Annotated in this window: 13 protein-coding genes; 8 read left to right on the top strand and 5 right to left on the bottom strand. The window is 68.2% G+C overall.

Annotated features, from left to right (window positions below; all coding sequences use genetic code 11):
- Positions 1–25: 25 nt before the first annotated feature.
- Positions 26–1,381, top strand: coding sequence for a pitrilysin family protein (locus tag E3O47_RS14530; RefSeq protein ID WP_104101147.1), 1,356 nt, complete (start codon positions 26–28; stop codon positions 1,379–1,381).
- A gap of 143 nt (positions 1,382–1,524) precedes the next feature.
- Entirely contained in the window at positions 1,525–2,127 is a 603-nt protein-coding gene (locus tag E3O47_RS14525; protein ID WP_104101149.1) for a histidine phosphatase family protein, read from the top strand.
- Here the strand turns inward: E3O47_RS14525 and E3O47_RS14520 are convergent.
- Positions 2,124–2,690, bottom strand: a complete 567-nt coding sequence (locus E3O47_RS14520) for a GNAT family N-acetyltransferase (protein ID WP_104101151.1) — start codon at positions 2,688–2,690, stop codon at positions 2,124–2,126. The two genes, E3O47_RS14525 and E3O47_RS14520, sit on opposite strands and share 4 nt — an antisense overlap.
- A gap of 44 nt (positions 2,691–2,734) precedes the next feature.
- Here E3O47_RS14520 and E3O47_RS14515 point away from each other — a divergent pair, with 44 nt between their 5' ends.
- Together E3O47_RS14515 and E3O47_RS14510 are read left to right on the top strand one after the other, a co-directional pair.
- Entirely contained in the window at positions 2,735–3,517 is a 783-nt protein-coding gene (locus E3O47_RS14515; RefSeq protein WP_134421031.1) for a dihydrodipicolinate reductase C-terminal domain-containing protein, read from the top strand.
- Positions 3,514–3,951 (top strand): tetratricopeptide repeat protein, encoded by a 438-nt coding sequence (locus tag E3O47_RS14510; RefSeq protein ID WP_104101156.1) that lies wholly within the window; start codon positions 3,514–3,516, stop codon positions 3,949–3,951. Before E3O47_RS14515 ends, E3O47_RS14510 begins: the two co-directional genes overlap by 4 nt.
- Before the next feature lie 262 nt (positions 3,952–4,213).
- Here the strand turns inward: E3O47_RS14510 and E3O47_RS14505 are convergent, their stop codons facing one another.
- The 4 genes from E3O47_RS14505 to E3O47_RS14490 form a co-directional block, all read right to left on the bottom strand.
- Complete coding sequence (locus E3O47_RS14505; RefSeq protein WP_104101158.1) at positions 4,214–5,104, bottom strand: TIGR01777 family oxidoreductase; 891 nt, start codon at positions 5,102–5,104, stop codon at positions 4,214–4,216.
- Between the two features lie 16 nt (positions 5,105–5,120).
- Positions 5,121–5,546, bottom strand: a complete 426-nt coding sequence (locus tag E3O47_RS14500) for an OsmC family peroxiredoxin (RefSeq protein WP_104101161.1) — start codon at positions 5,544–5,546, stop codon at positions 5,121–5,123.
- A gap of 98 nt (positions 5,547–5,644) precedes the next feature.
- A complete protein-coding gene (locus tag E3O47_RS14495) occupies positions 5,645–6,169 on the bottom strand; it encodes a DUF4395 domain-containing protein (RefSeq protein WP_134421029.1) in 525 nt (174 codons plus the stop codon).
- Complete coding sequence (locus E3O47_RS14490; protein ID WP_134421027.1) at positions 6,150–6,623, bottom strand: thioredoxin family protein; 474 nt, start codon at positions 6,621–6,623, stop codon at positions 6,150–6,152. Before E3O47_RS14490 ends, E3O47_RS14495 begins: the two co-directional genes overlap by 20 nt.
- Before the next feature lie 78 nt (positions 6,624–6,701).
- Between E3O47_RS14490 and thyX the strand changes: the two genes are divergently transcribed.
- The 4 genes from thyX to E3O47_RS14470 all read left to right on the top strand — a co-directional run bounded on the left by thyX (position 6,702) and on the right by E3O47_RS14470 (position 13,243).
- The gene (gene thyX / locus E3O47_RS14485; protein WP_104101167.1) at positions 6,702–7,439 is read left to right on the top strand and encodes an FAD-dependent thymidylate synthase; all 738 of its coding nucleotides are present in this window, start codon (positions 6,702–6,704) and stop codon (positions 7,437–7,439) included.
- A gap of 51 nt (positions 7,440–7,490) precedes the next feature.
- On the top strand, positions 7,491–8,468 hold the full coding sequence (dapA, locus tag E3O47_RS14480; protein ID WP_134421025.1) for a 4-hydroxy-tetrahydrodipicolinate synthase: 978 nt from the start codon (positions 7,491–7,493) through the stop codon (positions 8,466–8,468).
- A gap of 28 nt (positions 8,469–8,496) precedes the next feature.
- Entirely contained in the window at positions 8,497–10,173 is a 1,677-nt protein-coding gene (locus E3O47_RS14475; protein ID WP_198418040.1) for a ribonuclease J, read from the top strand.
- A 124-nt stretch (positions 10,174–10,297) separates the two neighbouring features.
- Entirely contained in the window at positions 10,298–13,243 is a 2,946-nt protein-coding gene (locus tag E3O47_RS14470; RefSeq protein ID WP_134421021.1) for a DNA translocase FtsK, read from the top strand.
- The last annotated feature ends 3 nt before the right edge of the window (positions 13,244–13,246 follow it).

The following is a 13,246-nucleotide window of genomic DNA, read 5'->3' as shown; positions in this document are numbered from 1 at the left end:
CGCCGTGACGTAAGGTGGTCTAGTCATGAACGGTGCCGTCGAATTCTCTCTGGATCTGCCCGAACTCTCGTTCCGCGCGGCAGGTGATTCCCTGGTGCGCCGCAGCGTGCTGCCGAGCGGTGTGCGCATCGTGTCGGAACACGTTCCCGGCAGCCGCAGCCTGACCATCGGCTACTGGGTCGCGGTCGGCTCCCGCGACGAGGAGCCCGGCCACTTCGGGTCTACCCACTTTCTGGAACACCTTCTGTTCAAGGGCACCGCCAAGCGCACCGCCCTCGACATCGCGATCGCCTTCGACTCGGTCGGCGGTGAGCACAACGCGATGACGGCCAAGGAATACACCTGCTACTACGCCAAGGTGCAAGACCAAGACTTGCCGATGGCGGTCGAGGTGCTCACCGACATGCTCACGTCGTCGCTGCTCGACCCGGTTGAGTTTGAGAACGAGCGGGGCGTCATCCTCGAAGAGCTGGCCATGGCCGACGACGACCCGGCCGACGTCGCCAATGAGCGCTTTTTCGAGGCGGTCATGGGAGATCACGCGCTCGGGCGCCCGATCGGCGGCAGTCCCGACACGATCCGTGCGGCCACCCATGCCGCCGTTCTAGAGCATTACCGGGCGAACTACCGCCCACAAGACTTGGTCGTCACCGTGGCCGGCGCGGTCGACCACGACGTGCTGGTCGCAGCAGTCACCCGGTCCCTCGCCCTCGCCGGCTGGGACCTCAGTGTTTTCGCGCCCCCGGTCGGCCGCCGGTCCGGAGCCCCCGCCGCCCTCAGTCAGGGTGATCCGGTCACCATCGTGCGCCGCCCGCTCGAACAGGCGAACATCCTGATGGGCTTCCCCGGCCTCCTGGCCACCGACGAGCGGCGCGTCACCATGAGCGTGCTCACCTCGATCTTCGGCGGGGGCATGTCCTCGCGCCTGTTCCAGGAGATCCGCGAGAAGCGCGGTCTGGCCTACTCGGTCTACTCCTTCGCGCCCGGCTACTCGGATGCGGGACTGTTCGGCATGTACGCGGGCTGCACCCCGGCGAAGTCCGGCCAGGTGGCCGAGCTGATGCTGGGCGAGCTGCACCGACTCGCCGACAACGGCGTCACGGCCGACGAGATGAAGCGGGCCGCGGGTCAGTTGTCCGGCGCATCCGCTCTCGCCCTTGAAGACTCCGATACCCGGATGTCCCGGCTGGGCCGCGCCGAAATCACCCTCGGCGAGTTCATCGACCTCGACGAGGCCCTCCGCCGGCTCGCGCGCGTCACGGCCGACGACGTTCAGAACCTCGCCGCCGAACTGGCCGCCGGCTCGCTCTCCATCTCCGCGGTCGGCGCGCTCGACGACGACGTCTTCGCCGCGATCCTGCCGACCTTTGTGCCCTCCTGAGCAGAACTGTCGAGCCCAGAAACTCGGTACCCAAAAACTCGGAGCCCAAAAACTCAGTGCCCAGATACTGAATGCCCAGAACCACCGAGACCCAAAGCCGGGGCCACACGCTGATGTGCGGCTCCTGACTGAGAGAGATCCCCTTGCACCATTACATTTACCTCGTTCGTCACGGTGAACAGCAGGATGCCGAGCACGGCATGCCCGACGGGCCTCTGTCCGCGCGCGGCACCCGGCAGGCTCAGCTGATCGCCGAGCGTCTCGGCGGCGTGCCGTTCACGGACGCCTGGCACTCCCCGCTGCAGCGCGCCGCCGACACGGCGAAAATCATCGCGCAGCGACTGCCGGCCCTGACCTCGGTGCCCAGCCCGCTGCTCTTCGACTGCATCCCCTCCGGCAGGGCGCCGGAGACGCCGTCGGCCTATGCGCCGTTCTTCGGTAGGGTCACTGAGGCCGACATCGAGGCCGGCAGCGCGCAGATGGGCGACGCCGTGGCCGAGTTCCTCCAGCCGCGCCGCGGCGAACGCCACGACCTGCTGATCACCCACAACTTCGTCATCGCTTGGTTCGTGCGGGAGGTACTGGGCGCCCCGGACTGGCGGTGGATCAGCATCAACCAGGCGAACTGCGGCCTCACCGTGCTGCACCAAAAACCGGGCCGGCCCTGGACGCTGCTGACCCACAACGACACCGGGCACCTCCCCGTGGAGCTGCGCACCGGTCTGCCGGACCCGCTCCTGTTCTAGGTGGATAGGCGGGTTCCGGGCGGCCGGCTCTCGGCTGGCCCGGCTCCGTCCGTCTTCCGGGTGAGGCTCTTGCGATACCAGGTCGTGGCATTCGGGTTGTCGTTATACGGCGCGCAGGACTCGTAGCCCGACCGCGCGTAGAGTGCTCCGGCCGCGGTCAGGCTCGCGTTGGTGTCGAGCACGACGTCGTCGGCGCCGAACTCCCGGGCGCGTCGTTCGAGCTCGGTCAGCAGCGACTGCCCCCATCCGCGCCCGCGCACCTGCGGCTGCAGCCAGAGATGCTTGATCTCGAACCGCACATTTCCGGTCGGGGAGTCCTCGAGACGACGGATGCCGCCACACCCCACAAACGCTCGTTCGGCCGGTCCCATTTGCTCGCAGACCAACAGGAACACCCCGGACGGCGGCAGGAACTGGACCGGATCGGGGAACGTGGTGCGGTACCGGCCCTGCGCGGCCGGGAAGCCCGACTCCCGATCGCTGAAGTACTGGGTGAGCAGCACGATGGAGCCGGCATCCGTCACCGACACAGCGGTGAAGGCAAGGGCGGGGGAGTCAGGCATGGCCCAAGGCTAACTCGATGCCCCGCGATTGATAGATTGGACCCATGAAAACACGGGTGGCCATCGTCGGCGTATCGGGAACGATGGGCCGCTTGGTCTCGGGTCTCGTCGAGCAGTCCGAGGAGTACGTCCTCGTCGCCGGCCTGAACTCGAAGAGCGACCTGTCCGAGATGATCGGCGCGGAGATCGTGATCGACCTGACCCTGCCCGGGGTCAGTCAAAGCGTGGTCGACTTCGCGGTGGACCACGGCCTGCGCGTGCTCGTGGGCACCTCGGGCTGGTCGCAGTACCGCATCGATGCCCTCTCCGCCCGCCTCGCAGGGCAGAATGAGATCGGCGTCGTCATCATCCCCAACTTCTCGATGGCGTCGGTCATCGCGACCGGCCTGTCGGTGCTCGTCGCCCGTTTCTTCGACTCGATCGAGATCGTCGAGGCCCACCGGGCCGGCAAGGTGGACTCTCCATCGGGCACGGCCGTGCGCACCGCCGAACTGATCGGGCGGGCCAGGGCCGAAATCGGGCCGGTGTCGGCGCCGCACACCGACCAGCGCGCTCGTGGCCAGCAGGTGTCGAGCATTCCCGTGCACAGCCTGCGCCTCGACGGCATGCTCGCCCGCCAGGACGTGTTCTTCGGCGGTGCGGGGGAGACCCTCACGATCAGCCACAACACCCTGTCGGCCGCATCCTACGAACGTGGCCTCCTGCTGGCCCTGGCGGCCACCCGCACGGCCGTCGGCGTCACCGTCGGGCTCGACCAGATCATCGATCTCGGACTGGGTGCGCCGACGACGGCCACAACTGCCCACCCGGGTGAGGCCGCCGTATGAAGGGCCGCCTTGCCGCCGGCCTGATGGCCCTGCTGCTGGTCTTCTACCTGGTTCTCGTCGGCTGGCGAGCGGTGTTATTCCTGCAGAGCGGCGAAATCATCGGCATCGTGATCGGGGTGGCGCTTCTCGTGCTCCCGTTGGTCGGAGTCTGGGCGCTGGTCGCCGAACTCCGGTTCGGGCGCAACTCCGAGCGGCTCGTGCGCCGGCTGGAGGCCGAGGGCGGGCTCCCCGTCGAAGAACTGCCGATCCGGCCGAGCGGACGCCCCATGCGGGACGAGGCCGACGCCGAATTCCCGATCTACCGGGCGGCCGTCGATGCCGCCCCCGACGACTGGCGCGCCTGGTTCAGGCTCGGCCTGGCCTACAACTCATCGGGGGACCGCCGTCGCGCCCGCGGCGCCATCCGTACCGCGATCTCCCTCGAGCGCGCCTAGCCTCCACCGGTGCGTGAGCCCGCCGAAATCCGGTGACCCGGCCCTCGAACCAGCTCACCGGCATCCATCACCGCGCGCTAAATGCAAAGTTTTTCGCGACACGCCGCCGGAGCAGCCGAAAAATGCGGCGTGTCCCGATTTTCTCCGAGTTTACGTCGCGACGGATGCCCTCGGCCCGCTGCGACCGCGCCCGCATCCCCGACCGCGCCCGAACCCCGGGCAGGGTGGCGCCTTGGCCGTCCGAGGCCGCGAACCGTCAGAACTACGGGCGGCTGAGCATCCAGGCCACGGCCTCGGCCGCGGTTTTGTGGGTGAAGACGAAACCGTCTGTGTGCAGCCTCTCCGGCACGATCTGCTGGTCGGCGAGCAGCAGTGCGCGAGCGGCATCCTGCAGTACGAGCGTCAGCACGAATTCCGGCACCGGCACCAGGAACGGGCGGTGCAGCCCGGCTGAAACGGCCCGGATGACGTCGTTCGCGGTGGCCGGTGTCGGGCCGACCAGGTTGACCGGACCCGACAGCGTCGAGGTGAGCAGGTGCACGACGGCCGCGGCCTCGTCGTGCAGGCTGATCCACGGCCAGTGCTGGGTGCCGCGGCCGAGCGGGCCGCCCAGGCCAAGCTTGACGATCGGCAGAAGCGGCTTCAGGGCGCCGCCGCGGGCGATGACCAGCCCGGTGCGGAGGGTGACGACACGGGTCGACTCCGGCGCACGTGCGGCCTCGGCCTCCCAGTCTCTGGTGACTTTCGCCAGAAAATCATTGCCGGCCGGGGAGTTCTCGGTGAGCACCTCGCTCGGACGGTCGCCGTAGATGCCCACGGCCGACGCATTGAGCAGCACGGCTGGCGGTGTCGCCTGCCGGCCCATGGCATCCGTCAGCGTGCGTGTGGCCTGCACCCTCGAGTCACGGATCTCCCGGCGATAGGCCTTCGTCCACGGCAGACGGGCGATGGATGCCCCCGACAGGTTGATCACGGCGTCGGCGCCGTCGAGGGCGCCCTGGTCCATGCTCAGCGCGGCCGGGTCCCAGCGGAATTCATCGGCCCCGCGCGGATCGCGGCGCACCAGGCGGGCCACGGTGTGGCCGGCCGCGCGCAGCTGTGCGCTCAGCTCGGTGCCGATCAGTCCGGACGCACCGGAGACGAGAACTCGCATTGTGTGCGGGCCGCGCCTACGCCAGCTCGGCTTCGATGGTGATCGGGATGCCCGCGAGCGCCTTCGAAACCGGGCAGTTGGCCTTGGCGTCCTCGGCGTAGACCGCGAACTCCTCTTCGGTCAGGCCGGGGATCTTGGCGCTGACCAGGAGGTGGCTGCCCACCACGCCGACGCCGGCTTCGAAGGTCACGGCCGCGGTGGTCTGGATGCTGTCGGGAGTGTGTCCGCCGGCGCTGAGGCCGTTGGCCAGCGCCATCGAGAAGCAGGCCGCGTGGGCGGCTCCGAGAAGCTCTTCCGGGTTGGTGGTGTTCGGGGTGCCGACGGACCGGGCCTGCCAGGTGACCGGGAACTCGGCGGTCTTGGAGGAGTCGAGGGTGACGGTACCGCTGCCGGACTTCAGATCGCCGGTCCAGACAGTTGTTGCTTCGCTGGTGAGTGCCATGATGTTGCCTCCTGAGGTGAAGCTTCAGCCTAACTGTCGCCTCGGCCCACATAGGGTTCACTCTCAGCCAATGATCAGGGATGGAGCTGCGGCGGCCGTCAGCTCCCGTCCAGCGGCGTCGGCCCGCGTCCGAGGATGCCGGCACGCACCAGGAGCAGGTACAACTGGCAGCCGAGGCAGTAATCGAACACGGCGTTCAGGAACGCCGCGACGAACGCGACGCCGGCAGCGACGCCCACAGCGGGCGTCAGCCCGGCCAGACCGAGCACCACGCCGGTCACGGTGACCAGCAGCCCTACCCCCTGCGCAAACGTCGGCGGGGCCGCTTTCTCCAGTGCGGTGGGCGGGCCGAGCCGCGGCCGCACGACGGTCTTGAACAGCACGCCGTAAGGGTGCCGCCCGGCGCCGGCGAACGCACCCCAGGCAAAGAGGGCCGCCAGGATCGTGAGGAGGACGAAGGCGGCAACGGATGCCCCGGTCAGCGACAGGAACACCACCACCAGGAGCAGAACGGCCGTGATCGCGGCGCCGAAGCGTGGTCCGCGCGGGTCGAGGTCCGGGCGATCCGGGCGGGCCCGGCGCGCGGAGGGCTGCGGCCGGGGCTCAGCGGGCGAACTGGGCATGGCTGCTCCCGGTGAGGTCGTCGAGTTGCCGGAGGACGCCGGCCCGGTTCGGAACGCCGCCGATCCGGGCGCGCACCTGACCGGTTCCGTCGAGGATGAGTGTGGTCGGGGTCTGCAGGATCCCGAACCGGTTCGCGAGGTCGCGGCGGTGGGTCAGGTCGACGTCCAGGTGCGCGACGCCGGGACGGGACAGGGCCAGGCCGGCGAGGAGCACCTGGGTGCCGGGGCAGCGGGCGCAGTGACTGGTGGAGAACTGCACGAGCGTGGCGTTCGCGCCGAACGGAACCCGGCTGCTGACATCCGCCGGCGTGAGCGCGTCCGGCACGCCGAGCGCCTCCGGAGCCGCCGGGGTGACCACGATGGGGCGCCCCTGGCGGGACCGCCAGAAGAGGCCCAGCACGGTGGTGCCCGAGACAAGAACCAGCACGAGAATCAGGGCGGAGGTCGAACTCATGCTGCGACGTTACAAGGATCTCGGGCCGGGCGGGTCCGTGTGACGACAGGTTACGCGTGCAGCAGGTATCGTTTAGCCGTGTCTGAAATTGAGTTCCGCTCCGATGTAACCGTCGAACTGGTGCGCGCAAGCGCCCACGACTCCGATGTGCTGTTCGCCGCACGGGTGTCGACTCAGGGGGAGCAGACCCTGACCAAGGCCCTGCTCGAGGAATCGGACGGCGACGCCCCGAGCACGGGTGACGCCGGGCTGATCAACTACCTCATGCGCGACCGCCACGGCTCGCCGTTCGAGCACAACTCGATGACCTTTTACGTGCAGGCGCCGATCTTCGTATTCCGCGAGTTCATGCGGCACCGCATCGCCTCCTATAACGAGGAATCGGGCCGCTATCGCGAGCTGAATCCGGTCTTCTACGTTCCGGCCCCGACCCGCAACCTCGTGCAGGTCGGCAAGCCCGGCGCCTACGACTTCCTGCCCGGCACGGCCGAGCAGGCCGCGCTGGTCGACCAGCTGACCCGCGAGGCCTCCGCGCACGCCTACGCGTCGTATCAACGGATGCTCGAAGCCGGCGTGGCCCGCGAGGTTGCCCGCATCGTGTTGCCGCTCAACATCTTCTCCTCGATGTACGTGACCATGAACGCCCGGTCGCTGATGAACTTTCTCAGTCTGCGTACCAAGCGCGAGGGAACCCACTTCCCGTCGTTCCCGCAGCGCGAGATCGAGATGTGCGCCGAGAAGATGGAAGACCAGTTCGCGACCTTGATGCCGCTCACCTACGCCGCCTTCAACAAGAACGGTCGCGTCGCCCCGTAACGTGACGCCGCGGCGGTGCGCGGCCGCACACTGACCGGTAGCCTGTCCCTCGTGTCTATGTCTCAGAATCCCTTCGGCCAGGTCCTCGTTGCCCTGGTGACTCCCTTCACCGCCGACGGCGAAGTCGACTGGGCGGGCGTTGCCCAGCACATCGACGACGTCATCAACGCCGGAGCGGACGGCATCGTCGTCACCGGCACCACCGGTGAGACGTCTACCCTCACCGACGTGGAGAAGATTCGCCTGGTCGAGGTCGGCAAGGATATCTCGGGCGGACGCGCGAAGATCATCACCGGCGGCGGGTCCAACGAGACCGCCCACGCCATGCAGCTTGCCAAGCAGAGCGAGAAGGCGGGCGCCGACGGCAACATGATCGTCACCCCGTACTACAACAAGCCCACCCAGGCCGGCGTTCTCACCCACTTCCGCATGATCGCGGATGCCACGGATCTGCCCGTGATCCTCTACGACATCCCCGGACGCACCGGTATCCCGATCGAATACAAGACGATCCTGCGGGCCGCGAAGCACCCGAACATCCTCGCCGTCAAAGACGCCAAGGGTGACCTGGCCCAGGTCAGCCGCGTGCTCAACCAGACCGACCTGATGTACTTCTCCGGCGACGACCCCAACGTTCTGCCGCACCTCTCGATCGGGGCGACCGGCCTGATCGGGGTCACGGCGAACATCGCCGCCACCCCGTATCGCCAGATGGTCGACGCCGTGAATGCGGGCGACCTGAAGGCGGCCACCGCCGCGCATCAGCAGCTCGAACCGCTGGTGCGGGCCTGCATGACGCACGTTCCGGGTACGGTCGCGGTCAAGTACATCCTGCACGGCCTCGGCCGAATCAACAGCCCGCGCGTGCGCCTGCCCCTCGTCGGCCCGGAGGAGTGGGAAGCCGCCCAGATCGAAGACGAAATAGACCTGGTCAAGAACATCCCCGGGGTCAACTTCTCCAACTTCCGCCCGGACCGCAATGCCGCGGCCGGCGGCGCCCTGCCGAAGGTCGCCGGAACGACACGCTAACCGCTCCACCGAACCCCGAGGAGGGCCTGTGCCCATCGATGTGTACGACCCGGCCCCGCTCACAGCGGGAACCCTCCGCATCACGCCGATCGGTGGCCTCGGCGAAATCGGCCGCAACATGACCACGTTCGAGATCGACGGCAAGCTGCTGATCGTCGACTGCGGGGTGCTGTTCCCCGAGGAGCACCAGCCGGGCGTGGACCTGATCCTCCCCGACTTCAGCCCCATCCGGGACCGCCTCGACGACATCCTCGCGGTCGTGCTCACGCATGGCCACGAGGACCACATCGGCGCCGTCCCTTACCTTCTGAAGCTGCGTGCGGACATTCCGCTGATCGGTTCGGGCCTGACCCTCGCCTTTATCGAGGCAAAGCTCAAGGAACACAAGATCACGCCGTACACGCTGCAGGTCAAGGAGGGCCAGACGGAACGGCTCGGCCCGTTCAACCTCGAGTTCGTCGCCGTCAACCATTCCATCCCCGACGCCCTGGCTGTGGCCATCAAGACCGCCGGCGGCACCGTGCTGCACACCGGCGACTTCAAGATGGACCAGCTGCCGCTCGACAACCGCCTCACCGACCTGCGCGAATTCGCGCGCCTCGGCACTGAGGGCGTCGACCTGTTCCTGGTCGATTCCACCAACGCGGATGTCCCGGGCTTCACACCCACGGAACGCTCCATCGGCCCCGTCCTCGACGACGTCATCGCCCGGGCTCCCCGACGGGTGATCGTGGCCAGCTTCTCCAGCCACGTGCACCGGGTGCAGCAGGTGCTCGATGCCGCCCACGCGAACGGTCGCCGCGTCGCGCTCCTGGGCCGCTCGATGGTGCGCAACATGACCATCGCCGCCGACCTCGGTCACCTGCGGGTGCCGGAGGGTGTGCTGGTGGACTTCAGGAAGGTCGGCAACATCCAGGGCGACAAGATCGTCTACATGTCCACGGGCTCGCAGGGGGAGCCGATGGCCGTGCTCAGCCGGATGGTCAACCAGGACCACCAGATCGAAGTCGGCCACGGCGACACCGTCATCCTGGCGTCCAGCCTGATTCCCGGCAACGAGAACGCGGTCTACCGGATCATCGACGGCCTGACCAAGCTGGGCGCCACAGTGGTGCACAAGGGTAATGCGAAGGTGCACGTCTCCGGGCACGCCGCCGCCGGGGAACTGACCTACTGTTACAACATCCTGAAGCCGAAGAATGTGCTGCCCGTGCACGGCGAATACCGGCACCTGGTCGCCAATGCCAAGCTCGCGGTGCAGACCGGCGTGCCGGAGGCGAACGTGCTCCTTGCCGAGGACGGCACGGTCATCGACCTGCGGGACGGTGTGGCCACCAAGGTCGGCCAGCTGGACCTCGGCTACGTCTACGTCGACGGCTCCACCGTCGGCGAGATCACCGAGGCCGACCTCAAGGACCGCCGAACCCTCGCCGAGGAGGGATTCATCTCGATTATCATCGTGGTCGACGCCGCCACCGGCAAGGTGATCGTCGGGCCCGAGATCCACGCGAAGGGCTTCGCCGAAGACGCCTCGGTGTTCGACGCCGTGCGCCCGAAAATCGAGGCGGCCCTGGCGGAAGCCGCCGAGCACGGGGTGCGCGACCCGTTCGCGCTGCAGCAGATCGTGCGCCGCACGGTCGGCCGCTGGGTGAATACCGCCTTCCGTCGCCGCCCGATGATCGTCCCTCTGGTGATCGAGGCCTGATCCCGCCGAGGGCGGCGGATGCCGCGCGTCCGCCCAGCCCTGATGTCGCGGTCGCTGATCGCCGCCCGCAGGCGTTTTGGCGTGCCTAAGCCCCAATGTCGGGGGATCGAAGTACCGTGGTTGCATGGCTACGAGCACTAAGTCGAACGGTCGCGCCCGCAGCACGCCTGCGCGCGGCACCCCGGCGCGCAAGCCCGCAGCCCGCACCGCCGCTCAGAAGACGGTCAAGTTCACCGCGGTCGAGGTCAGGCCGAGCCTGTTCGTGCGGTCGTGGATGGCCCTGGCCCACGTGACCGGCGGGGCTGCCCGCGCGCTCGGCCCGGAGAAGCTCTCCAAAGAAGAGCGCCGCGACGGCCTGCCCTTCTTCCTTGTGCTGCTCTCAGTCTCCGGCGCCGTGATCGAGTGGTTCCTGATCAACAACGCGGTCGCCCAGACCCTCGACGCCTGGACCTTCGGCGGACTGTTCGGCCGCGTCGCGTTCGCCCTGCCCGTGATCATGCTGCTCTTCTCCGTCTGGCTGTTCCGCAAACCCAGTTCGGTGCACGACAACGGCCGCATCGGCATCGGACTATCCGTGCTACTCGTTTCGGTGTCGGGTCTCTGCCACATCTTCGGTGGCCAGCCTGCCCCCAGCGACGGCATGGAGACCCTCGCACTGGCCGGCGGTGTCATCGGCTGGATGATCGCTGCCCCCCTGATCTACCTGACCACGGCGATCGGTGCCACCATCGTCGTCATCCTGCTTCTCGCCCTGAGCCTCTTCATCATCACCAAGACCCCGCCCAACCGCATTGGTGAACGCAGCCGGGAGCTCTATGCCTGGCTGTTCGGGGCCCAGCTCCCCGATCCCGAGGAGCGCGCCGCCGCCCGGGAAGCGAAGCATGAGAAGGCCGTTCAGGTCGAACTGGACGGGGTCGACGATGACGACGGAGATGCCGGAGCGCTGCCCTGGTGGCGGCGCAACACGAGCAAGCGCGAGGAGGACCCTGACTTCGGCGGGCCGCTCGGCCCGAACGGCGCCGGTACCCCCGCCGACGATCCGAACGCCGCAGGCCCGCACGGCGCCGACCCGCTGCGCACCCTGCTCGGCGGCGACAAACGAGGCAGCTTCGACACCGCGCTGGAGACGACGCCGACGACCCCGGGTCTCAACCAGGACCATTACGGCACCGAGGTGCTCGAAGACCTGCTCCGAGCCGAAGACGTCCTCAAACGTTTCACGGGCGCGATCGACCTGCCGCAGGGCTCGTCGACCGGGCTCCAGGCCGACGACCAGACGGGCCTGACCGAGGTTCTTCCCGGTTTGACCGGAGCAGGATTCGACGCACTCGACCCGGCCGCGGCCGGTGGGGCCGCCGGTTCCGCCGACACGCCCCTGTCCCTGGTGCCGGCCCCGGTTCCGCCGGCATCAGACCAGCCCGCCGCGCCCTACCTGCTGCCCTCGGACACGACCCTCACCAAGGGCCCGCCGGCCAAGGCCCGCTCGGCGGCCAACGACGAGATCGTCAAGTCCATCACCGAGGTGCTCCGCCAGTTCCAGGTCGACGCGAAGGTGACCGGGTTCTCCCGCGGCCCCACCGTCACCCAGTACGAGATCCAGCTCGGCCCCGGAGTCAAGGTGGAGCGCGTCACCGCGCTGAGCAAAAACCTCTCCTACGCCGTCGCCTCAAACGAGGTGCGCATCCTGTCGCCGATCCCGGGCAAGAGCGCGATCGGCATCGAGATCCCCAACACCGACCGCGAAATCGTCACCCTCGGTGACGTGCTCCGCTCCCCGGCGGCCTCGAACAGCACCCACCCGATGACCATCGGCGTCGGGAAAGACGTCGGCGGCGGCTTCGTGCTCGCCAACCTCGCCAAGATGCCTCACCTCCTGGTCGCCGGTTCCACCGGTTCCGGCAAGTCCAGCTTCGTCAACTCCATGATCACGAGCCTGCTCATGCGGGCCAAGCCGAGCGACGTGCGCATGGTGCTGATCGACCCGAAGCGGGTCGAGCTGGCTGCCTACGCGGGGGTTCCACACCTGATCACGCCCATCATCACCAGTCCGAAAAAGGCCGCCGAGGCGCTGCAGTGGGTGGTGAAGGAGATGGACATGCGTTACGACGACCTGGCCAGCTTCGGATTCCGCCACATCGACGACTTCAACAAGGCCGTCGTCAACAACGAGATCGTGCTGCCCGCCGGCAGCCTGCGCAGCCTCAAGCCGTATCCCTACCTCCTGGTCGTCGTCGACGAGCTCGCCGACCTGATGATGGTCGCACCGCGCGACGTCGAAGACTCGATCGTGCGCATCACCCAGCTGGCCCGCGCGTCGGGCATCCATCTCGTGCTCGCCACCCAGCGCCCCAGCGTCGACGTCGTCACGGGCCTGATCAAGGCCAACGTGCCCTCCCGCCTCGCCTTCGCCGTGACCAGCGTCACCGATTCCCGGGTCATCCTCGACCAGCCGGGCGCCGACAAGCTGATCGGGCAGGGCGACGCCCTGTTCCTGCCGATGGGAGCCTCCAAGGCGATCCGCGTGCAGGGGGCCTGGGTGAACGAGGCCGAGATCGAACGCGTCGTCAAGCACGTCACTCTGCAGGCCCGCCCCGACTACCGGCCGGATGTCTCCATGGTCGCCCCCCGCAAAGAAATCGACTCCGACATCGGAGATGACCTCGAGGTGCTCCTCGCAGCGGCGGAACTGGTCGTGTCGACCCAGTTCGGGTCCACGTCGATGCTGCAGCGCAAGCTCCGGGTCGGCTTCGCCAAGGCGGGCCGCCTGATGGACCTGCTCGAGTCCCGCGAAATCGTCGGTCCCTCCGAGGGATCGAAAGCGCGCGACGTGCTCGTCTCCGTGGAGCAGCTGCCCGGCGTGCTGGCCCTGCTGCGCGGCTCCGACGCCGAGCACCACGCCGCCACGGCCGCCGCTCAGGCCGCCGCAGCTCACCAGTCCGCGGCCCAGCACACGCCCGGCCCGCCCGATCCGCGCTACGCCGACGACCCGGTCGCCAAAATGTCGGAGGGGTACCTTGAAGAAGACGCATCTCCCGATGAAGACGCCTGGCAACTGACCGACAGGGACTGACCC

This window comes from Cryobacterium sp. TMT2-17-1, assembly GCF_004402765.1.
Taxonomy (GTDB): Bacteria; Actinomycetota; Actinomycetes; order Actinomycetales; family Microbacteriaceae; genus Cryobacterium; species Cryobacterium sandaracinum.
The sequence above is the reverse complement of the archived record's forward strand: the minus strand, read 5'-3'. Positions and strand labels throughout refer to the sequence as shown.